Source organism: Ardenticatena maritima, from assembly GCF_001306175.1.
Classification (GTDB): domain Bacteria; phylum Chloroflexota; class Anaerolineae; order Ardenticatenales; family Ardenticatenaceae; genus Ardenticatena; species Ardenticatena maritima.
Genome location: NZ_LGKN01000004.1, coordinates 198,525 through 219,155, shown reverse-complemented (window position 1 = coordinate 219,155; position 20,631 = coordinate 198,525). Strand labels below are relative to the sequence as shown.

General features: G+C 61.2%; 20 protein-coding genes. 5 read left to right on the top strand and 15 right to left on the bottom strand.

Features of this window, described 5'->3' with window-relative positions; translation table 11 throughout:
- The first annotated feature begins 36 nt into the window (after positions 1–36).
- The 4 genes from SE16_RS05770 to SE16_RS05760 all read left to right on the top strand — a co-directional run bounded on the left by SE16_RS05770 (position 37) and on the right by SE16_RS05760 (position 3,637).
- Complete coding sequence (locus SE16_RS05770) at positions 37–513, top strand: hypothetical protein (RefSeq protein ID WP_054494167.1); 477 nt, start codon at positions 37–39, stop codon at positions 511–513.
- Between the two features lie 172 nt (positions 514–685).
- The gene (locus SE16_RS05765) at positions 686–1,375 is read left to right on the top strand and encodes a P-loop NTPase family protein (RefSeq protein WP_161804514.1); all 690 of its coding nucleotides are present in this window, start codon (positions 686–688) and stop codon (positions 1,373–1,375) included.
- A gap of 47 nt (positions 1,376–1,422) precedes the next feature.
- A complete protein-coding gene (locus SE16_RS15730) occupies positions 1,423–2,229 on the top strand; it encodes a hypothetical protein (protein ID WP_152918233.1) in 807 nt (268 codons plus the stop codon).
- Between the two features lie 79 nt (positions 2,230–2,308).
- Positions 2,309–3,637 (top strand): L,D-transpeptidase family protein, encoded by a 1,329-nt coding sequence (locus SE16_RS05760; RefSeq protein WP_054494169.1) that lies wholly within the window; start codon positions 2,309–2,311, stop codon positions 3,635–3,637.
- Here SE16_RS05760 and SE16_RS05755 read toward each other — a convergent pair.
- The 9 genes from SE16_RS05755 to SE16_RS05715 all read right to left on the bottom strand — a co-directional run bounded on the left by SE16_RS05755 (position 3,621) and on the right by SE16_RS05715 (position 11,453).
- On the bottom strand, positions 3,621–4,889 hold the full coding sequence (locus tag SE16_RS05755) for a hypothetical protein (RefSeq protein ID WP_054494170.1): 1,269 nt from the start codon (positions 4,887–4,889) through the stop codon (positions 3,621–3,623). The two genes, SE16_RS05760 and SE16_RS05755, sit on opposite strands and share 17 nt — an antisense overlap.
- Positions 4,890–4,926: 37 nt before the next feature.
- Positions 4,927–5,469: a PH domain-containing protein gene (locus SE16_RS05750; RefSeq protein WP_054494171.1), complete on the bottom strand. Its 543-nt coding sequence runs from the start codon at positions 5,467–5,469 to the stop codon at positions 4,927–4,929.
- A 15-nt stretch (positions 5,470–5,484) separates the two neighbouring features.
- Positions 5,485–6,471, bottom strand: a complete 987-nt coding sequence (locus tag SE16_RS05745; RefSeq protein ID WP_060687339.1) for a sugar phosphate isomerase/epimerase family protein — start codon at positions 6,469–6,471, stop codon at positions 5,485–5,487.
- Positions 6,472–6,473: 2 nt separating this feature from the next.
- Positions 6,474–7,022, bottom strand: a complete 549-nt coding sequence (gene msrA, locus SE16_RS05740; RefSeq protein ID WP_054493117.1) for a peptide-methionine (S)-S-oxide reductase MsrA — start codon at positions 7,020–7,022, stop codon at positions 6,474–6,476.
- The gene (locus SE16_RS05735; protein ID WP_054493118.1) at positions 7,022–7,915 is read right to left on the bottom strand and encodes an alpha/beta fold hydrolase; all 894 of its coding nucleotides are present in this window, start codon (positions 7,913–7,915) and stop codon (positions 7,022–7,024) included. The genes msrA and SE16_RS05735 overlap by 1 nt, the downstream gene beginning before the upstream one ends.
- Before the next feature lie 18 nt (positions 7,916–7,933).
- Positions 7,934–8,329, bottom strand: coding sequence for a MazG nucleotide pyrophosphohydrolase domain-containing protein (locus SE16_RS05730; protein WP_054493119.1), 396 nt, complete (start codon positions 8,327–8,329; stop codon positions 7,934–7,936).
- Positions 8,326–9,495: an MFS transporter gene (locus tag SE16_RS05725; RefSeq protein ID WP_060687337.1), complete on the bottom strand. Its 1,170-nt coding sequence runs from the start codon at positions 9,493–9,495 to the stop codon at positions 8,326–8,328. Before SE16_RS05725 ends, SE16_RS05730 begins: the two co-directional genes overlap by 4 nt.
- A 139-nt stretch (positions 9,496–9,634) precedes the next feature.
- Positions 9,635–10,135 (bottom strand): hypothetical protein, encoded by a 501-nt coding sequence (locus SE16_RS05720; protein ID WP_054493650.1) that lies wholly within the window; start codon positions 10,133–10,135, stop codon positions 9,635–9,637.
- A 19-nt stretch (positions 10,136–10,154) separates the two neighbouring features.
- Entirely contained in the window at positions 10,155–11,453 is a 1,299-nt protein-coding gene (locus SE16_RS05715) for a serine hydroxymethyltransferase (RefSeq protein ID WP_082374353.1), read from the bottom strand.
- A gap of 422 nt (positions 11,454–11,875) precedes the next feature.
- Here SE16_RS05715 and SE16_RS05710 point away from each other — a divergent pair, with 422 nt between their 5' ends.
- Entirely contained in the window at positions 11,876–14,131 is a 2,256-nt protein-coding gene (locus tag SE16_RS05710) for a hypothetical protein (protein WP_054493062.1), read from the top strand.
- A gap of 72 nt (positions 14,132–14,203) precedes the next feature.
- Here SE16_RS05710 and rnc read toward each other — a convergent pair whose 3' ends face one another.
- The 6 genes from rnc to mgsA are packed head-to-tail and all read right to left on the bottom strand — an operon-like array spanning position 14,204 to position 20,604.
- On the bottom strand, positions 14,204–14,902 hold the full coding sequence (gene rnc, locus SE16_RS05705; RefSeq protein ID WP_200907281.1) for a ribonuclease III: 699 nt from the start codon (positions 14,900–14,902) through the stop codon (positions 14,204–14,206).
- Positions 14,903–14,908: 6 nt separating this feature from the next.
- Positions 14,909–16,171, bottom strand: a complete 1,263-nt coding sequence (gene fabF, locus SE16_RS05700; protein WP_054493064.1) for a beta-ketoacyl-ACP synthase II — start codon at positions 16,169–16,171, stop codon at positions 14,909–14,911.
- Between the two features lie 47 nt (positions 16,172–16,218).
- Positions 16,219–16,506 (bottom strand): hypothetical protein, encoded by a 288-nt coding sequence (locus SE16_RS05695; protein ID WP_054493065.1) that lies wholly within the window; start codon positions 16,504–16,506, stop codon positions 16,219–16,221.
- A complete protein-coding gene (locus tag SE16_RS05690) occupies positions 16,493–17,581 on the bottom strand; it encodes a threonine synthase (protein WP_060687335.1) in 1,089 nt (362 codons plus the stop codon). Before SE16_RS05690 ends, SE16_RS05695 begins: the two co-directional genes overlap by 14 nt.
- Before the next feature lie 18 nt (positions 17,582–17,599).
- Entirely contained in the window at positions 17,600–20,206 is a 2,607-nt protein-coding gene (locus SE16_RS15365) for a PfkB family carbohydrate kinase (protein WP_082381983.1), read from the bottom strand.
- Positions 20,203–20,604 carry a methylglyoxal synthase gene (gene mgsA / locus SE16_RS05680; protein WP_054491873.1) on the bottom strand — a complete coding sequence of 134 codons (402 nt, stop codon included), beginning with the start codon at positions 20,602–20,604 and terminating at the stop codon, positions 20,203–20,205. Before mgsA ends, SE16_RS15365 begins: the two co-directional genes overlap by 4 nt.
- Positions 20,605–20,631: the final 27 nt, after the last annotated feature.

Below are 20,631 nucleotides of genomic sequence, written 5' to 3'. Positions count from 1 at the left end.
ATGCTCTTTTCGTCAACAAACCCTCGCAGGAAAACGATGACCAACCACCGGACACAACAACTTGTCGGCATCGCCGGCGCACTTTTGATGGCAATTGCCGGTCTCATTCTCGTCTTCTCATCGCAGGAAAACCCAACCGACGTTACATTGCGTTGGAAAACAGCCTCCGAAGTGCAAACGGCGGGCTACAACCTCTATCGTAGCACCAGCGAAGAAGGCCCTTTTGAGCAGGTGAATGAGCGGCTCATCCCTGCCTCGCCTGCGCGCCATACCGGTGGTGAATACGTTTACACGGACACCGGTCTCATTCCTGGCCGGACGTATTACTATCAGCTCGAAGAAGTCGAAACAAGTGGAGCGCGCACACCTGTTGAAGTTATTCCTGTGACGGTTGAACAGCCCTTGTGGGCGCGCGTGCAACCTTTCTTGGGCGCCGTTTTGATTTTGTTGAGCCTCGGCATTGTTGCTTCGACGCTTCGCGAACGTCAGTCAGAGACGGAGTTGCTAGAATGACGATGCATGTTTCTCAATCCCATGCCCCACCTCTTCCCACTGCTCCCCCGCATGCCGTCACCATCTCGATTGCCAACACCCACCTTGAAATCGCCTCACCCCATCGCGAGGTGGTCGAGTGGGTAGCGGCGCGGTATGCCGCCTATAAAGCCATGCCACCCCCCAAGCGCGTTTGCTCATTACGCTTGACCCCGCGTTGCCGCCGCTTCCACAATGGGAGGACTCACCTCGCTTCTCTTTTGACGCCCAGGGGGGGGTGACATTTGACCATTCGCTCTATCGTGTCCAAAGCGATTGGTCTCGACGACATGTTTTTTTGCATGCAACCGCGCATTTGCCGCGCTACAACCTTGTGTATCTCATTCGTGCACTCTTTGCCATCATGCTTGTTGAGCGGGGCGGTCTCTTGCTGCATGGCGCAGGGTTGGTGCGCAAAGGGCAAGCGTATCTCTTTCTGGGACCATCTGGCACGGGCAAAACAACCGTTGCGCGGCTGTCGCACGAAAGCGGGCTGGCGGAGATTCTCAATGACGACCTTGTCGCGCTCATGCCCGAGGGCGATCGGTGGATAGCGTATGCCACGCCGTTTCACAATCCTACACAAGCCCCATTTGCACCACGCCCACATTCCGCACCTTTGCGTGGCGTCTATAAGCTTGTCCAAGCCCCGCATGTGGCTGCGAATCCTCTCCCCTTGGGGCAAGCGCTGGCTGCGTTGAGCGCCGCTGTTGTTGTGGTGATGACTGATGAGCGCCGTGTGCCGGTCCTGCTGGAACGTTTGGCGCTCTTGCAAGTGGCGCACCCGGTAGTCGAGTTGAGGTTCACGCGCTCAACATGCTTTTGGAATGTGGTTGCCTCTTAGTGGAGGGAAGCCCAGAGGCACGATTAGAAAATAAAGAGGGGTATACAATGAAACGAGTCGCGCTCTTTTTGATGATCGTTTTCTTGTTGCTCATGGGTGCCCCTGTCCTAGCGGCAGTGACGCCCATTGATTTCACCGGTTTTACGGGGGCTGGCTTTGCACCTAATCCAACATCTGGGCAGCTTGATTCAGACCTTTGGCGGGTCACAGGGTTGAGTGATAATTCGTCACCGAGTTTTGGGGATACTTTGACGAATGGTGATTTTGCCCGCGGCTCTTCAACTGGTAGTGTCACTACTGGTGGCATTTATGCCTTCGATGTAGGTGGTGGCAACATAATCTTGGGTGTTCAACCCACAGGCAATGATTTCACGCCAGGTGATATCACCTTGAAACTGCAAAATACTACAGGGAATACCATTAGTAATCTCTATGTAGCCTATAAAGTTTGGTATTATAACGATCAAAATCGCAGTTCTTCTCTGGATTTTTATTACTCCTTGGATGATGTTTCTTATACAGGGCCGATTTTTACGTTCACCACACCTCAGGCAGCTGATGTATCACCCGCATGGCAATCACAATCATTTGCCACAACACTGAATGGTGTGAACCTTGCTCCTGGGGCGTTTATTTACTTGCAATGGAAAAGTGATGATGTTGCTGGCTCAGGAAGTCGTGATGAATTCGGGATTGACGATATAGAAGTGCGTATTGGCGGACCTACCGCTATTGATCTTGTTGAATTTAATGGACAACCCGCCTCTTCACCATTTTCTCCCCTTCTCTTGGGGCTAGTGGTGTTGGCTGGGGGCGTCTTGGCGTTTGGGCGTAGAGCCTACCGTCATCGTTGAACACGCATCTTGTGTGTAGCCAACGGGCGAGCCTGCCCAGGCATTGCTTCACGAAGCGGGGCGGTGGTATACTCAGCATATGACAACAATGCACGTCCCCTTCCCACAATCGCAGAGTGGCGTGCTGGACCAGTGGCTTGCAGAGGGCGAAGCCGCATACGCCCGTGGCGACCTCGATACGGCGCGCCGTTGTGCGGTGCGCTTGCTTGCACGCAATCCCCACGATATCGAAGCCCTCTGCCTCTATGCCCGCGCCGCCCCTTCGCCGGATGCCGCACACAAGGCGCTTGCCCGCGCCACAGCGCTTGACCCTGCGCACCCGGCGGTGAAAGCCGCGCGGCGTGCTCTCTGGCGCACACCACGCCTTTGGCGTCCTATGTGGCGGCTGTGGGCGCTGGCTCTCGCGATTGTGGTTGCGAGCCTGCTTGGCGTGGGTGCGTGGTTCGGGCTGGCACCCAAGCCGGAAGACCCCTTGGTGGCTTCTGTGCGGCAGGCGCGGCAGGCGTGGGATGCCGGCGATCATGTCGCCGCCGCCGCTTTCCTTGAACAGGCTGTCGCCCTTGCGCCGGATGATACGCGCTTGCGCGACTGGCTGACGCAGGAATACCTGACGCTGGCCACAGAAGCGTTGCGGGCGTCTCAGCCTGAACAGGCGCTCCCCTATCTCGAAAAAGCGGTCGCATTGCACCCCGACGAAGTGGGCGTTGTGCGCGAATACGAAGCCTTACGCACCTATTTCGCCGGACGTGAGGCGTTTCGCGCACGCGATTGGCAAACCGCGTTTGAGCACCTGTGGCCGCTCTATCAACTCGACCCCGCGTATCTGGACACGGCGGTGATGCTCGACACCGTGATGCTCGCGCGTGCTGAAACCGCCAAAACCACGCAAGCCGCCGCCCAATTAGCCTTCCACCGCGCGCGGCTGGCACAGCCGGGGCGTGCGGCACGCGCCGCCGTTGAGCCGGGAGCGCCGTCGTCGCAACCGGGGCAGACAACTGTGGCTGGGTTGCCGTCATTGGAGCCGGTGTGGGAAAAGCGCATTGTGGTGGATATCAGCGAGCAACGCATGTATGTGTACGAAAATGGCAAACTGAAATGGTCGTGGAAGGCGAGCACCGGCGAACCGCGACGCCCGACCGTCCCCGGCGAGTACCGCGTGCAGAGCAAAATTCTCAATGCGCGTAGCAACGTTTGGCGGCTCTGGATGCCCTACTGGCTGGGTATCTACTGGGTGGGACCGATTGAAAATGGCATTCACGGGCTTCCGGTGAGCGATGACGGCTGGAAAATGTGGGAAGGCTACATTGGCACACGTGTCACGTATGGCTGTATCGCCTTGACTGACGAGCACGCCCGCATGTTGTGGGAATGGGCGGACATCGGCACGCCGGTTACGGTGCAGTGGTAGTCGCCGCGCACGCTGTTTGTCGCCAACGGATGCGCTCCCGGTCGAGTTCGCTCAGCGAGATGGGCGTGGGAAGATGCGCCGCGACAAGTTCCCACGTCGGCTGTTGGTATGTTGCTGTGAGTAGATCCCCCGCTGATACCCCCTTCTGCGCGAGAACATCTACCAGAACGTAAGCATGCGCCACATGCTTGTCTGCTTCAGCATTGAACCCCGGAAGCGCAACGGCATGATAGGGCGAACTTTGCGAAGCGCGCGCCCGTTCGGTCAAGGCAGGCCATTCTACCGTACAGGCGATGCGTTGGTATGCCGCGAGCAATGGGTCGTTGGGAAACAAGCCGCTTCGTTCCGCCAACCAGAGCAAAACGCCCTGGCGGGCAGGTGTGAAAAGGCTGGTAGCGGTGCGGTCAAACAGGTCGGGTGTGCGGTTTTGGATGGCGTGCATGGCAAGCCACCAGAGGATGATTTCCTGCGCAAGATGTTCTGGTGCACGGTCGTCATACCGTTCCAGCAACACTGGTGATGTCAGCACCAATTGGTTATCAAAAACCGATTGCCGCAAGGCGGGTTGAAGCCCGTTTTGGTCGGTGGTGAGAATGATCGAGAGCCGCTCATTGGCCAACGCGGACATGGGGTCGCCGACAGAGGTGCGCACAGTCGCCGCCAGCATTTCCACATTTACAGCCAGCAGGCGGGCAAGGTCGGTATCGGCGTCGCGGTAGAGAATGCGAAAGTGCGGCGTGGTTTCGATGGTCGGTTCACCCCATGCTTGCTCAGGAATGGGACTGACGCGCCACGTCTGGTTGATGAGGCGCATACCCAGGCGCTGGGTTGTCGTCAGCAGGGGGGTGGCTTGTGGGGGCTGCGTGGTGTAGATGGTGCGCACATCTGCAAGCACTCGGTCGCGGCTGAGCCACGTGGCGTTTTCAACGGTTGTGGTGCGCCAAACCGTTTCGAGTTTGACGAAATCGTCAATACGGGCGGCGTGCCAGCCCAGCGGCGCGGTCGGGTCGAGATGGTGCAGAAGTGTTTCGGTGCGGCGCGTGTTGGCGGCGGCGTCGAGCGCGCGCATGGTGGTTTGAATGTCCGCTATCAACCGTGCTTGTTGACGCTGGTAGAGCGTCCACACGAGAATGGAGATGCCGGCGACGAGCAACAGAAGCGCCAGCACCAGAACGAAGCGCCGCTGTGTCGGTTGGGTGGGCGGCGGTGGAGGGGGTGTGGGTTCATCATCGAGTGTGCGCCATTCAAACATCGTCGTTCTCGCTCTCTCGGACGCCTTGATATGCTTTTCAGGTGGTGTGGATGAGCGCTTTCACCTGCTCGTACACCTCGCTTGGGTTTGGAATGTCGCGCAGTTCGATGCCGCTTTGCTGTGGACGTGTTGCCGTGCCGGCTGTGAGCAGTTCAATCGTGCCCAACCCATAACGCCGCTGCATCACGCCTTCTTTCAAAGTGATTTCAGTAATCCGGTTGTAGGGAATCATCTTCTTTTCAATCGTCCAAAACCCTTCCTCAAATTCCAGACGGTCGCGGTAGAAACGGTATTCGGTGCGCGCGTACATGCGTTGCGTGCCAATGAGTACCAGCAGCGGCAAGCCGAAGAAGGTACTCAGCGCGCAGGCCACAAATGGGAACCAGGTGGGCGTATTGACGTCTTGCTTGTCAAAGAGAACGTAGAAAAAACCGCCGCAAAAACCACCGCCCCACAGCGTGAGAAAAATCGCCAAAGGTAAGGTCGAAGCAATGACCACATCGGGCACAAAGCGGGGGCGCACAACCAGCAAAGGCTGTTCCTGACGTGGTGTCTGTGAAAAAGTAGGCGTGGCGCTCATCTTGCGAACCTGCCTTCATGCCTGCATACCAACCACCAGTCGCTTGTAGAGTGCCAGCGAGCGCATGATACCCGTATGCGCGTCGCCGTCTCCCTCAAACTCGATCGTCACGGTTTCGCACGTTGCCCCCACCAGCGGCAAAATGCGGTCGTAGGGCAAGGTGGTTTCGTTGCCGTCGGCGTCGAAGGCGAACGTTTTAAAGTGCAGATGTGCCGCCTGCGGGGCGAGCAGCGCCCATCCCTCTTCGCGCGTTTCGGGCGGCAGGTTGCCGGGGTCGAAACAAAGCCCAATGGCGACACCCGCGCGCTGGCGGGCGCGGTCGAGGATGCGCAACAGCCGCTCCGGTTCGGTGGTGATGCCCCAATGGTTTTCCACCACCAGTTGGCAGGTGGGATGATGCGTGCCTGCGTATGCCGCCAGTGCCGCTAACCGTTCGACAACGCGCGTTTCCACGTCGGGGGAAGCGTCCGCCGTGCCGCCCAGCGTCAGGCGGAGACGTGTTGCGCCGAGGATCTGCGCGGCGGCAAGCCCCCAGCGGAGGTAGCGCTCTTGCCACGCCCACACCGTATCGGGTGTGCAAAAATCGCTGTTCACCGTCCAGACCAGGCATTGCACACCGCTTTCATCCAGCGCCTGACGCACACGGCGAAGGTTTTGGTGCGTGTAGCGGATGAGTTCATCGGGAATGGCGGGGGTGTGGCGGTGGCTGAACGCCGCCAGCAGGCTTTGCACCTGTGCCAGGCGGGCGGGCGGCGGCGTGGGGGCGCCTGTTTCCACCGGGGGGCGCAGGGTGTGCAGCGCCGCACGCGCCAGTTTGAAGAGCAGCGTGCGCACGCGCCCAAAACGGGGCGGCGCGAGCATGAAGTCGTTGAGTTCGACCGCCTGAAACCCCAGCCGTGCGGCTTCGTGGGGGACATCGTGCAGGTAGAGCCGCCCTTCATAAAAAGGGGCGTGCCACGACCATGACGAGACGGCGACGGCGTCGGGTGGCGGCAGGGGCATGTTCAATCCTCCTTCACACGGTCACGGTAGGTGCGCATGAATTTGGCGATTTTGGGTTCGATGACGTAGCGGCAATAGCCTTGTGAAGGGTTGCGGCGGTAGTAGTTGTGGTGATAGGGTTCGGCTTCGTAGAATGCCGTCAGCGGCACAATCTCAGTCACAAAGGGGCGGTTCCCCCAGAGCCCGGAGGCTTCGGCGGCGGCTTTGGAGGCTTCGGCGATGCGCCGTTGCTCTTCATTGTGGTAGAGGATGATTGAACGGTATTGCGGCCCGATGTCGTTGCCCTGGCGGTTGGGTGTGGTGGGGTCGTGAATGTGCCAGAAGATGTCGAGCAGGTCCGCATACGTGATGACGGTGGGGTCGTAGGTGATTTGCACCACTTCGGCGTGCCCGGTTGTGCCGGTGCAAACCTGTTCGTAGGTGGGGTTGGGCACGTGCCCGCCGGCATAGCCCGGCACCACACGCTCAACACCGCGCACCATTTGATAGACGGCTTCCAGACACCAGAAACACCCCCCGCCAAGTGTGGCTTGTTCGTACTGCGTGCTCATCATGCCTCCTTGTGTGCCTGTACCATGTCGAGAATCGCCTCATTGACTGCGTCGGGTTCTTCGTGTTGCAGCCAGTGCGTTGCGTCGTCAAAGAACGTGAGCCGCCCCTGGTCGCACAGGTCGCGGCTGAGCGACGCCATTTCATGTTCCAGAAAAGCGTCGCGCTTGCCCCACAGAATGTGGGTGGGAACGCGCACACGTGGCCCGTGGGGAAGGCGCTGCGGCGGGTGCCGAAAAAGCGCCCGATACCAGTTGATCATCGCGGTGAGTGCGCCGGGTTGTTGCCACGCTTCCACATAGCGCGCGATGTCTTCCTGGCTGAATGCACCGGGGCGGCTGGTGGTGAGCAGGGCGCGCCGTCCGGCGGCAAAGCCACGCATGCGGATGAGCCATTCAGGCAGCCGCGGGATTTGGAAGAAAAACATGTACCACGATTTGCGCAGTTGCGAGAGATGACGGCGCGCGTAGCGCCGCATGACGCCCGGATGGGGCACATTCAGGATGACCAGCGCATGCAGGCGTTCCGGTGTGCGGAGCGCCGTCCACCAGGCGACGGCGGCGCCCCAGTCGTGCCCGACAAGGGTGGCGCGCTCATAGCCCAACGCGTCGAGGAGGCCAAGCATGTCGTCGCTCAATGCGTCCATGTTGTAGTCGGCGACGCGGGGCGGCTTGTCGCTCAGGTTGTAGCCGCGTTGGTCGGGGACGATGACGCGGCAGCCGTGCGCCGCCAGCACTGGAATTTGATGCCGCCAGCCATACCAGAATTCGGGGAAGCCGTGCAGCAACACCACAGGCGCGCCATTTTCAGGGCCGGCGATGATGGTGTGCAGGCGCACGCCGTTTGTGGTGAGGAACGTGCAGGCGTATGGGCAGGTGTGGTTGGTGGTGGTCATCATGCGTGCTCCTTTCGGCTACTCGCCCTTTGCCCGCCGATGGGTACGCGCGCTCCGGCGGCGTTGGGCTTCGCGGCGTCCGTCTTCCACGTCGAAACGGTGTTCGGCTTTCTGCATGGCGGCGTGAATGGTGGGCGTCCACTCAATCGCGTAGATGTTGGCCAGTTTGGTCAGAAAAATGAAGGCGTCGGCGAGTTCAAGCGCCAGTGCGGCGCGTTCGGCTTCGCGTGCGGTCTCGTCCAGCGGTTTCTCCCCTTCCAGGCGCAGAACGTGGCGGGCAATTTCGCCCACTTCTTCCACCAGCCGCGCGAGCACAGCCAGCGGTGGGTCGTCGGTGAGACCGCGCACGTCATCATAGTGCCGAAACCAGGTTTGAAATTCATCAAACGTGAGTGGTGAATGCTGCTGATTCATGCGGTTGCCTCGTTCGGTCGCACCAGTTGCAGGGTTATGATAGCAGCAATTTGCACCAGCACCGAAAAAGCAATCGCCAGCCACAGCGTGCTTTCATAGAGCAACCCGATGATGGCGCTTCCCACAAACCAGGCGAAGCCATACGCGGCGTTGAACAGCCCATAAGCCGTGCCGCGCTGTGCGCTGGGCACCAGGTCGGCGACGGCGGCGCGCATGATGCTTTCTTGCGCGCCCAACCCAACGCCCCACAACACAACGCCCACAAAGACCACGGCGACGTTCCCCAGGAAGACCAGCGGCGCAAAGAAGAGGCTGAGCGCCACAGAGAGCGCCAGAATGCGCAAGCCCAGGCGGTCGTACAAGCGCCCGAAGATGAGCGCGGTGATGGCGTCGGTTGCCATGGCGACGGCGTACATGAGCGGAATCCAGGTGGCGGGCATGAGGTTCGTGCGCTCAAAGTGGAAGGCGAGCAGGGGGAAGTCGGCGTAGCCGGCGGCGATGAAGACGCTGGCGATGAGATAGAGCCAGAAGGTGCGCGGGAGCAGGCGGCGCGATGTGGTGGACGCCGATGGGCGGTTCTTCCCCAGCATTTCCGGGGCGGGGTAGAGGGCGCGGGCGGTGAAGAGCGCCACCATGGCTAGCACGGCGGGAACGGCGAGGGCAGCAAAAGCCAGGCGGTAGTTGCCCATGCGCGCCAGAATCCCCGCCACGACAAGCGGCCCCAACAGCGCGCCAATCTGGTCCATGGCTTCGTGCAACCCAAAGCCCCAGCCGCGCCCGGTTTGTTCGGTCGCGTGCGAGAGAAGCGTATCACGGGCGGGGGCGCGAATGGCTTTGCCTGTGCGTTCCAGCACGATGAGCGCGGCGGCGATTTCCCACGAGTTGGCGAGCGCCAGCAAGGGCACCGCCAGCAAATTGAGAGCGTAGCCGACGATGGTGAACGCCCAGTAGCGGCGTGTGCGGTCGGCCAGCACGCCAAAGACAAGCCGCAATGCGTAGCCAATCAGTTCACCCGCACCGGCGACAAGCCCCACGATGCCGGCGCCCGCGCCCAGCAAAGCCAGGTAGGGGCCCGTGATGCTGCGCGCCCCTTCGTAGGTGACGTCCGCCAGGAGGCTGACCAGCCCAAGCAAGAGAATGAAGGCAATGGCATGGCGACGACGCATGATTGCTCACTCCTTGGTGTTGTGTTGGTTGGTGTGTGCATAGGCTACGACAAGCCGTCGGGATGACAAACGCCGCCTCAAAGCAATGCGCGGCACACTGTAAACGTGCGCCGCGCGTATCAGAGTCGCAAAGAGCCGCTTATTCGTGAGTGGTGCGGGCGGCTTCGCGCCATCGTGCTTCATTGGGAAAGGTGAGCAGCAGCAAGAGCACGCTGACACCTGCCAGCAAGCCCAGCACAGCCAGGTTGCCGCTTGTCAGGAAGACGACGAGCCCGAGAATGGCGGGCGCTTCGAGGAGCGCGAGCGTCAACAGGGCGCGCTGTTGCAGTTCGGCGCTTATGAATTCGGGATCGCGGTTGGCGGTGGGAACACGCAAGCGACGCGGTGCGAGCACGAGGAGCACCACGGCGGCAATTCCCAGGCTGGCAACAGATGCGCCAACGGCGAGCAACGTGGCTGTGGAATCCCCACGTTGGAAGACGAAGCCCCCATCGGGCGGCAGGATGCCTGTGAATTTGAGCACGAAGCCGAGCAGTGTGTAGATGACGAGGGCGACGCCAAAAACGAAATAAAGGTATCGCGCTCTACGCGCCGCATTGGCGAAGACTTCTTCCAGTTGAGAGGGCTCGTGTCCTGACACGGTTTTCCTCCTGCTGCCCTTAGGCGTCCACACCCGGAAGCGGGAAGCGTTCGCACAGCCCTTCGACTTGCCCCGCAATCTCGGCGAGCAATTCTTCGTTGTCGTGATTGAAGAGCACCTGCGCAATCCAATCGGCAATGAAATCCATTTCGGTTTCGGTCATGCCGCGGCTGGTGACGGCGGGCGTGCCGATGCGAATACCGCTCGTGACGAAGGGGCTTTCGGGGTCGAAGGGAATCATGTTTTTGTTGACGGTGATATGCACACGCCCAAGGGCGTTTTCGGCCACTTTCCCCGTGATACCCGCACTGCGCACGTCTACCAGCATGAGGTGGTTGTCGGTGCCCCCGCTGACGATGCGCAAACCGGCGTCGGCGAGTTTCTCGGCGAGCCGCTTGGCATTGCGCACGATTTGCTGCTGGTAGATTTTGAATTCGGGGCGCAGGGCTTCGCCGAACGCAACGGCTTTGGCGAGAATGACATGCATGAGTGGCCCGCCTTGCCCGCCGGGGAAGACGGCTTTGTCAATGGCTTTGGCGAATTCCGCCTGACACATAATCATGCCGCCGCGCGGCCCGCGCAGGGTTTTGTGCGTGGTGGTTGTGACAAAGTGGCAGTGTGGAATGGGCGAGGGGTGCAGACCGGCGGCGACCAGCCCGGCAATGTGGGCGATGTCCGCCATGACGTAAGCCCCCACTTCGTCGGCGATGGCGCGGATGCGCTCGAAGTCAATGATGCGGGGATAGGCGGACGCGCCGCAGACGATCATCTTCGGTTTGTGTTCGTGCGCCAGGCGCGCCATTTCCTCGTAGTCAATGGTTTCGGTTTCGGGGTTGACCCCATACGAGACGACGTTGTAGAGTTGCCCGCTGAAATTGACGGGGCTACCGTGCGTGAGATGGCCGCCCTGGTCGAGGCGCATGCCCAGGATGGTATCGCCTGGTTTGAGCACCGCCATGTAGACGGCGGCGTTGGCTTGCGAGCCGCTGTGGGGCTGAACGTTCACATGCTCAGCGCCAAAGAGTTGTTTCGCGCGCTCCTGCGCCAGGCGTTCGGCGCGGTCTACGACTTCACAGCCGCCGTAGTAGCGGCGACCGGGGTAGCCTTCGGCGTACTTGTTGGTGAGCACCGAGCCCATGGCGCGCAACACGGCGGCGCTGACGTAGTTTTCGCTGGCGATGAGTTCGAGTCCGCGCCGCTGGCGGGCTTGCTCGGCGAGGATGATGTCCCACGCTTCGGGGTCGCTTTCGGCGAGGGGCGCGGATGGCGGCACAAGCGCCTGACGGTCTTCTGTGAGTGGTGGTGCTGTTTTTCGCATCCTGCTACTCCTTCTTGGTTGTTTGGGTCTGGTTGGACTGTTGCGGGGTACAGCTTCGTCCCAATTGGACGCGCGTTGTCCGTGTGGATTGTGCGCGAAGGTTGCCCCAGATGTGGGGGATTGTCAAGAGGGGGGGGGAGGAGCACGTTTTTATAGCGAGGAAAACACAAATTTTTAAGAATACTTGACCTATGTACGACAATTGTAGAGGAGGAACCGAAAATTTTTTGCACTTTTAGCCTATTGATTTTGAATTTTATATTTGTTATAATAGATTACTTCCTTTTAATAAAAAAATAAATAGCAATATTTTGCAAGTGATTAATTGAACCCATGTTTAATGTTGTATGCGTGAGCGGCAGGATACGCAATAGGCGGCTCGTAGAGAAATTGACTCCAACCAGATAAGAAAGGAATATCTCATGTATCACAAACCCTCATCTTCCAGTTTTTTGAGCCGCCTGCTGCGCGCCCTCCTGGCGCTGGTAATGGTGGTCGCTTTCGTGGTTGCCGCCGCGCCAGTTACACTGGCCGCGCCGCCCGAGAATCGTGTGTCTGCCCCAGCAGCAATCAACAACTGCGAAACCAACGTCGCTGAAACCGGGCTGTACTCCCTGGTATACCAGTTGACTATCCCGGTCGATGTGGATTACAACGGTGCGATGCCCGCCTACAGCGTGGACAACAGCGCCACCGTTGGCGCTTATGACCGGGTGGGTTACTGCCTGGAACTGGACAGCCAGTGGGTGTGGGTTTCGATGGATGACTTCACTGGCGGAAACGCGCAGCAGACCGGCGTGCCGGTCATCAGCGTCAATCCCAACGGTTTCCAGCAAACGGTGAGCAACATGACAGTGGACAGCAACGTGGCTGGCGTGACCACCGGCAGCAACATCACCACCGGCAACATCGAGTTCTGGCACAATTGCTATATAGAAGATGTCACGCTGAATTTACCAGGGGCAAGTTCAAGCACGTATGACTACGATGACAAAATTGACGCAATAAATTACCCCCAAAGTTGTTACGGCTCCATGCAGGTCCACAATTATGGCGCCGGGCAGACGGTGTTTGCCTGGAATCAGTGGGATTATAACGTGGGTGCTCGTCCGGCAGACGACCTGGGCATTGGTAACAACCCAGGCACGCATCCCGACTGGACTTTCGCAGCCAATGCCGGCAGTTACACCACCCGCACATTGTATGTGTATGTGCGTGAAGTCTCCGCCGTCACCCCCGGCGCGGGCGGCGGGAACGGCCCCGGCAGCGTGGGCATCACCGATGGCAGCAGCACGCTGGAAGTGTGGCTGAAGGCCGATGCGGGCGTCTTTGCCGATACCGGCTGCACGACGACGGCCGCGAATGGCACAGATGTCGCCTGCTGGCAGGACCAGAGCGGCAACGGACTCGTATACACCCAGGCCACTCCATCCCAACAACCGAACTATGTTACCGGCGCCCAGAACGGACAACCTGCCATCCAGTTCAATCGCTCTACATCTGACTACCTAGCCTCCTCTTCAGCCGTCCTGGCTGCTGGGGATGATACGTTCACTTATGTTGCTAGTTGGCAAACCACAACTACTGGCCAATGGCAGAATGTTTTTGAGCAAAACGCCTCATCGGTGCAAATAGGAAGACGTGCGAGCCTTATCCTATCTCCGTCGAATATCTATGGATTTGCCGGGGAAGGCAACGACTTCCATCCTGTGCCTTTTACCGCTGCGCAGTACAACATATCCACTGTTTTGCTGAACGGCGCGACATCGAACAACGTGTTGGTGTATGATGAAGGTTCCGTCACAATCGGCACCATCAATATCAACACTCAAAACGTAGACACCAGCGGAGGAACGGCCGTTGGACGCGCAATCACCAAGAATGACGAATTTTTCGATGGGCAAATTCCCGAAATCATCGTCTTCTCCGCCGCCCTCAACGATACGGAACGTATCCTGGTGGAAAACTACCTGAGCGCCAAGTACGGCATCGCCCTCTCCGCCAACGACCTCTACGCCGGCGATGACAACGCCAACGGCGATTTCGACCTGAACGTAGCCGGCATTGGGCAATTTGGCGGCAATCAGCACACCCAGGCGCACGCCGCCGGGATGATCGTGGTAGACCGCTCCTTCCTCAACGATGACGGCGACTGGCTGCTTTTCGGGCACAACGTGGCTGCCAACAGCAACGTCACCACCGACCTGCCCACCACCGGTGACTGGGCGACAGCCCCCAACTCACAGCGCTGGGCGCGTTCCTTCTACATCGATGTCACCGACAACACCACCGGCGTGGACTGCGCCACCCCGGGCACCTGCACCGTGGACATCATCTTCGACTTCAGCGAAGGCGGCATGAATGGGAGCGGCATAGTCCCAGCGGGTTCGGTCAGCAACTACCGCCTGCTGAAGCGCACCGGGACAACGGGGACGTTCAGCGACATCGCCACCGCCACCGCCATCGTCGGCGATCAGGTGCAGTTCCTGGGCGTGGATGTCTCCCTGCTGGGCAGCAATTTCACCCTGGGCACGCTGGATGCGGGGACGTCGCCGACGGCCGTGACGCTTGAAAGTGTTGAACTCATTTCTGAGGCGGGGGTGGACACACGCATGTTATTGGCAATTGCCCTGGGCGTATTGGGGGGATTGCTGGTGATACGTCGCACGCGCCGCTAAACACGGAGTTCAGACCACATTACAACGGGGCGAGCCCAATGCTCGCCCCGTTTGCATCTGCACATGCGTTTTTTATGCCTCTTCCAACCGCCGCAGCGCCGCCTCCGCCGCGGCAAGCGTGGCTTCCTGTTTGCTGCGCCCTTCGCCGACGCCCCATACCTCATCGCCAATGCGCACCTCGGCGGTAAAACGGCGGTCGTGTTCAGGACCGCTTTCGGCGATGATGGCGTAGCGGGGTGTGATGTTGTAGCGGGCTTGCACCGCTTCTTGCAGGCGGCTTTTGGGGTCGCGGCGGGTGCGCCCACTGCGCCGTGCGGCTTCGACTGTGGGGGCGATGAAGCGTTCGAGCACCCAATCGCGCACCACGTCCAGCCCCCCGTCCAGGTAGAGCGCGCCGACAACGGCTTCAAACGCATCGGCGAGGATGGCGGTGTGATTGCGCCCGCCGCTCAATTCCGCGCCGCGCCCCAGGCGCAGGATGTCGCCCAAGCCGAGTTGGCGGGCGTAATCGGCCAGTTGTTCGGTGCGCACCAGCGTGGCGCGCAAAAACGTCAAGTCCCCTTCGGGCCAGTCGGGGAGCGCGTAGAAGAGATGCTCGGCGACAACCAGGTCGAGCACGGCGTCGCCCAAAAATTCCAGACGCTCGTAATCTTCGGTTTCTTCGGGATGTTCATTGAGGTACGACCGATGGGTGAGGGCGGTGCGCAGCAGGTCGGGTCGGCGAAAGGTGTAGCCGATGACCTGCTGCGCCTGTTCAAGCGACCACGTCACGATGGTTTACTCCTCGTAGGCTTTCAGCAAGATGGATGCGTTGTGCCCACCAAAGCCGAAACTGTTGGAAAGGGCGTAGCGCACCGTGGCTTTGCGCGCCTGATTGGGCACATAGTCCAAATCACATTCTGGGTCGGGGTATTCGTAGTTGATGGTGGGGTGGATGATACCGTCCAGAATGGTTTGCACGCAGACGGCGGCTTCCACAACCCCCGCCGCCCCCAGCAAGTGCCCAACCATGCTCTTGGTGGAACTGATGGGGATGCGGTAGGCGTGCTCGCCGAAGACCGTCTTGATGGCTTGCGTTTCCGATTTGTCGTTGAGCGGCGTGCTGGTGCCGTGTGCGTTGATGTAGTCCACGGCTTCGGGACCAACTCCCGCTTTGCGGAGCGCCATAGCCATGGCGCGCGCCGCCCCTTCGCCGCCTTCCGCAGGGGCGCTGATGTGATAGGCGTCGTCGCTCAAGCCGTAGCCCACCACCTCGGCGAGGATGGTAGCCCCGCGGGCTTTGGCGTGTTCCAGGCTTTCGAGCACCAACGCCCCCGCCCCTTCACCAAACACAAAACCGTCGCGCTGGGCGTCGAAGGGGCGCGATGCGTGTTGCGGGTCGTCGTTGCGCGTGCTGAGCGCCCCCGTGCGGTGGAAAGCCGCCAACCCGAAGGGCGTAATGGGCGCTTCCACGCCGCCCGCCAGCATGACGTCGGCGTCGCCGCGGCGGATGATTTCGGCGGCTTCCCCGACGGTGTGCGTCCCCGAGGCGCACGCCGAGATGATGGTGAAGTTCGGACCGCGCAGGTTGAAGCAGATGGAGAGATACCCCGCCGCCATGTTGGGGAGCATGTAGGTCGCCACAAAGGGGCTCACACGTTTGGGACCCTTCTCGAAGAGGGTTTTGTGTCCTTCGTACAAGGTTTCCAGCCCCCCGATACCGGTGCCGACCAGCGCCCCCGCACGGTTGGCGTGTTCGGGGTCTTCGATGCGCAAACCAGCCTGGCGCATGGCTTGCGCCGCAGCGCCAATCATCAACTGAATGTTGCGGTCAATGCGTTTGGCTTCTTTGGGCGAGATGATGTCTTCGTACTCGGCAATATCGAAATCCTTGACTTCGCAGGCAAATTTGACCAGAAAGTCGCTGGTGTCGAAGCGAGTAATCGGGCCGGCGCCGCTGACGCCGGCAAGCAAATTCTTCCAGGTGGTGGGCATATCTTTGCCCAGCGCGGTGATGGCGCCGATACCCGTCACAACGACACGTCGTGTCTGTTCGCTCATATCTGGCACGCTCCTTTATCCTGTTGGTCTTTTGAAGCGATCCGTCGTTAGCCGCTCAGCCATGCCAGGAGTGTACTGGCGGCGAACGGTAGCATGCTGCTGAAAAAAACAACCGCCGGGTGCAGCCAGGTGGGCAAAGGGCGCCGACGACTCCACCCCCAGAGCATGGCGGCAAAGACCCAGCACCCCAGCGAAACCCACGCCAGCATACGAGCATACTCGGCGAGCGTCAAGCGCCCGCGTGCGAGGGTGAGCAGCCCCGCCAGCCCGAACAAGACGCCTTGAAGGATGAAGAACGTGCGCGGCGGCAGGTCAAACGGTTCATGAGAGGCCATATTTCAAACCGCTCCCCGTCAGCATGAGCACGATGGCGCCGTCTTCGCGTGTGTGTTCGCAGATTTCTTCCAGCGGAACGCCAACGACGGCGCTGGTTGGTTCGACAAACAGCCCCCGTTTGGCAAACCAGCGATGCGCGGCGCGGGTGGCTTCGTCGGAGACGGCAAATGCCGCCCCCCCACTCGACCTGATGGCTGACAGAACGTCGCGCCCGCGCACGGGGTGGGCGATGCGGATGCCCTCGGCGATGGTTTCGCCTTCTTCCACCGCGATGGGGTCGGGTTCTTTCAGATACCAGGCGGTGGTGATGGGGGCGCAAGCGGTGGATTGGACCGCATAGAGGCGGGGCATGCGCGTGATACACCCCGCCGTGCGGAGCGCCAGGAAGCCGCGCCAAAGCCCCAAAAACAACCCGCCTTGCCCCACCGGGCAGACGACCGCGGCGGGCGCGTCCCCCAGTTGCTCCCACAATTCCCACGCAGCCGTCATGAACCCAAGCAGTGGGAGTGGGCTCCATGCGTGGCTGGCGTACACGCTTTCTTCGGCGGCGCGCAGGCAGGCTTCGGTTGCGGCGCTGCGCGGGCCGGGAACTTCGACAAGGTCTGCGCCGAAGATGCGCATTTGGCGCTTTTTGCCTTCGGCGGCGTGGGCGGGGGTGAAGATGCGGGCGTGCATGCCGGCTGCGGCGGCGTAGGCGGCGAGCGACGCCCCCGCATTGCCCGATGAATCTTCCACAACGTCGTGCACACCGGCTTGTAAAAGTGCGTTGATGGTCATCACCGTTCCACGGTCTTTGAACGAACCCGTAGGCGCGGCGTATTCGAGTTTGACCATGAGCCTTGGGTCGGGTGTGTGTGGTAGTGCCACCAATGGCGTAAACCCCTCACCGAGCGAAACGGTACGCTCTATGGGCAAAGAGGCTGCATAGCGCCAGAGTGAGGCTTCATGGCGCACAATGGCGTCGGGCTGGAAGGTGGGGAGCCGCGTGTCGAGGACGCCGCCGCATGCTGGGCAGCGCCAGGCGGTGAGGGGGGCGGGCTGGCGACAAGCCGTGCAGAAGAGTGTCAGGGTCATGGCATGCTCCTTTGCATGTCATTGGTGGGTTGGTGGGTCTGTCTCTTCAACAACCAATACGGCGTTGAAGCCGCCATAGCCGTCGGCTTCTTTCTCGCTGTTTTCGGGGTCGTCGAGCCAGCGGTCGTTATCCACCAGGAATTTGTAGCCGTAGCGCCCCGGCGGTGGCAGCGGTATCGCGGCGTGCCACATGCCCGGCGCGATTGTCTCCATGGGCGTGGCGTCCGGTTGCCATGCGTTGAAATCGCCGATGACGCTGACGCGCTCCGCGCGTGGGTCGTAGTAAACGAAATGGACGAAACCGTGGCGAACGTAGGGCGAGAGGGGCGTTTCGCCCAATGTGCCGTAGCGCAGGCGGAGCGCCGCCGTCACCGCGGGTCCCGGCTGCACAACGCCGTAGCCCTGGCGTTCTTCCGGCAAGCCGGGCAGGGGGCGCGCGGTGCGCATGAGCAGGTCTTTGACCTGCTCCGGGGTCAGTGATGGGTTGGCTTCGAGCATTTGGGCGACGGTGCTGGCGACAATCGGGGCGGCAAAACTGGTGCCGTCCACGTGCTGGTAAAAGGGCGTGATGAATTTGTTTTTGATGATGTGCTCGTAGATGGCGGCGCGTTGGGCTTCGACGGGGGCGTGCAGGATGTCCGCCGGCAGGTCGAGCACGTCCAGCGCGTTGGCGAGCAAGGTGGGCAGTTCGTCGTCGTGGGCGCGGCGCAGGCGGTCGAGCAGGATGTTTTGCTCGGCGATGCGCGTCCCCGGCAGGACGGGCGCGGCAATCCAGATGCTGGGTGCAATGAGTTCGGGCTTGGGCGACCCCGCGGTGGAGCGCCCCCAGTTGCTGTTGTAAAGCCGATGCTCGCCTGTGTCGAGCACGTTGCGGTCGTCCAATCCGCCCACGGTGATGGCGGATTCCGCCGAGGCGGGGGGCACCAGTTCGGCGCGACCGGCGTTTCCCGAAGCGGCGATGACGACCATGCCGCGCGAAACGGCGCGTTCCACCAGTTGGTTGAGTTCGTTTTCGGGTCCGGCGTTGAGGGTGTCGCCCCCTACACTCAGGTTGACGATGCGCACGGCGTACTCGTCGGCGTGTTCGAGCAGCCAGCGCATGCCCCGCACAATCCCCGGCTCCTTCACCCGTCCCCGGCTGTCGCTGACCTTGATGAGCACGACGTTGGCGTCGCGGGCGATGCCGGCGTACACGCCGTTGCTCAGGTAGCCGTTGCCGGCGGCGACAACCGAGGTCATCATGCCGTGCCACGCTTCGGGGCGTGGTTCGCTGAAATCGGCGGGGGCGATGGGGTGGCGTCCCCCTACATCGGCGGTGGCGGTGATGCGGTTGGTGGGTTGGGTGAGGTCGGGATGCGGGTAGAAGCCGCTATCGAGAAAGGCGATGGTGAGGCCGCGCCCGGTGTAGTGCGGGTTGGCGCGCAGGCGCACGGCAATGGGCAGGACGAAGAGGTCGGGATGCCCGTAGATGGGATGCCCTTCTTGCAAGATGGGCAGGTCGTGCGGGGTTTCGGCGATGGCGCAGCGCAGGTATTTTTGCACACACGCCGGGCATGCGCCGTCGGCGCGCCGCCAGGCGGGGAAAGCGCGTTGAATGGCGCGCACCACGCGCTTTTCCATGTGCCAATGTTTTTCAAAGAGGGTGTTGGGCACTGTCCGCTGGCAGAGTGGGCAGACCACCTCGTCAGGCGCCATGTCGAGCACGAGCGGGCGCGAGGGGCGTTCTTCCAGGAAGGCGTCAATTTCTTGAAGGGTGGGGGCGTGTTTGAGCGGCGTGGGCAGGTTCACCCAGAGCGCGGCGGCGGCGGCGGCAAAGCGCACGGTCTGTTCCAGGGTCCAGGCGTTCAATACGCCGTAGAGAAAACCGGCACGGAAGATGTCGCCCGCGCCGCTGGTATCAACCGGTGGGAGCGGGAACGATGGGAACGTGTGCCATTCGCCGTCGGCGTCGAGGACGCGGATGGGTTCGCTCCCGTGGGTGAAAACGACGGTGAGCACGCCCTGTTCGCGCAGGCGATGCGCCACGGTTTCGAGATCGTCCTGTGTGTGCCGCCGCAGGGTGGTTTGGCTGGTGATGGTGATGGTGCTGAGCGCCGCCAGCGGGTGTGTCGGCATGACGTCGGCGGTGATGACGGGCACGCCATGCGCATGCGCCAGGCGCGCAGCGGCGATACCGGCTTCGCCGGCGTGGCTGTCGGTGGTGAAGAGGCGCACTTGTTGCATGTGCTCGTCTGTGGGCAGAGGCCACCGGGCTTGCTCGTGCCAGTAGTAGAGCGCGATGCTCTGCTCCTGGGGTGTGGTGAGCAAGCGGGTGAAGGGCGTGCGCACATGCGGGTCGGTGGTGAGCCAGTCCGTGTGAATGCGCCCATAGCGGCGTCGGTGGAGTTCCTGCCAAATCATCTCGGCGTAGGCGTCTTCGCCCAGCGCATTGCCCATGACGGCGGGCACCACGCCCCAGCGCGCCAGCGCCAGCGCCACCATGGCGGCTTCGCCCCCCACGCGGTAATAGTCGGCGGTCACGTGGAGCGACCGACCGGGGGAAGGCGGGGCGGGCAGGCGTACACCGTTCAGGACGTGCAGACGCCCATAGCAAAGGACGGCGGGTTGTGGCGCTGGCTCACTCATTGGCTTTGCGGCGTGCTTTTGGCTTTGTTCGTCATGTCAGTCAGCCAATCCACAATGGCTTCGGCGGTGCCCAAATTGGTGGCAAGCGGCACGTTGTGCACGTCGCACACGCGCAGGAGCGCGCTCACGTCGGGTTCGTGCGGTTGTGCGGTGAGCGGGTCGCGGAAGAAGATGACGGCGTCAATTTGCCCCATGGCGACACGCGCGCCGATGATGAGGTCGCCGCCGTCGGGACCGTGGGTGATGCGTTCGACGGTGAGCCCCGTTTTTTCTTGCAGAATTTTGCCGGTGCCGCTGGTCGCGACGAGTTCATGTTGGCGGAAAATGTCAATGTGGTCGCGCACGAACATGGCCATGTCGAGTTTTTTGTTGTCGTGGGCAATCAGGGCGATGCGCATGGTTGTGCTCCTTTGGGCTTGTTTCAT

Bases quoted from the DNA above. Each gene is read 5' to 3' on its own strand.
- fabF (WP_054493064.1), bottom strand. From the start codon at position 16,171: ATGAGCGAACAGACACGACGTGTCGTTGTGACGGGTATCGGCGCCATC.
- SE16_RS05710 (WP_054493062.1), top strand. From the start codon at position 11,876: ATGTATCACAAACCCTCATCTTCCAGTTTTTTGAGCCGCCTGCTGCGC.
- SE16_RS05745 (WP_060687339.1), bottom strand. From the start codon at position 6,471: ATGCCCCTGCCGCCACCCGACGCCGTCGCCGTCTCGTCATGGTCGTGG.
- SE16_RS05760 (WP_054494169.1), top strand. From the start codon at position 2,309: ATGACAACAATGCACGTCCCCTTCCCACAATCGCAGAGTGGCGTGCTG.
- SE16_RS05715 (WP_082374353.1), bottom strand. From the start codon at position 11,453: ATGCGAAAAACAGCACCACCACTCACAGAAGACCGTCAGGCGCTTGTG.
- SE16_RS05770 (WP_054494167.1), top strand. From the start codon at position 37: ATGACCAACCACCGGACACAACAACTTGTCGGCATCGCCGGCGCACTT.
- SE16_RS05725 (WP_060687337.1), bottom strand. From the start codon at position 9,495: ATGCGTCGTCGCCATGCCATTGCCTTCATTCTCTTGCTTGGGCTGGTC.
- SE16_RS05755 (WP_054494170.1), bottom strand. From the start codon at position 4,889: ATGTTTGAATGGCGCACACTCGATGATGAACCCACACCCCCTCCACCG.
- SE16_RS05750 (WP_054494171.1), bottom strand. From the start codon at position 5,469: ATGAGCGCCACGCCTACTTTTTCACAGACACCACGTCAGGAACAGCCT.
- msrA (WP_054493117.1), bottom strand. From the start codon at position 7,022: ATGAGCACGCAGTACGAACAAGCCACACTTGGCGGGGGGTGTTTCTGG.
- SE16_RS15365 (WP_082381983.1), bottom strand. From the start codon at position 20,206: ATGAGTGAGCCAGCGCCACAACCCGCCGTCCTTTGCTATGGGCGTCTG.
- SE16_RS05735 (WP_054493118.1), bottom strand. From the start codon at position 7,915: ATGACCACCACCAACCACACCTGCCCATACGCCTGCACGTTCCTCACC.
- SE16_RS05690 (WP_060687335.1), bottom strand. From the start codon at position 17,581: ATGACCCTGACACTCTTCTGCACGGCTTGTCGCCAGCCCGCCCCCCTC.
- mgsA (WP_054491873.1), bottom strand. From the start codon at position 20,604: ATGCGCATCGCCCTGATTGCCCACGACAACAAAAAACTCGACATGGCC.
- SE16_RS05695 (WP_054493065.1), bottom strand. From the start codon at position 16,506: ATGGCCTCTCATGAACCGTTTGACCTGCCGCCGCGCACGTTCTTCATC.
- SE16_RS15730 (WP_152918233.1), top strand. From the start codon at position 1,423: ATGAAACGAGTCGCGCTCTTTTTGATGATCGTTTTCTTGTTGCTCATG.
- SE16_RS05730 (WP_054493119.1), bottom strand. From the start codon at position 8,329: ATGAATCAGCAGCATTCACCACTCACGTTTGATGAATTTCAAACCTGG.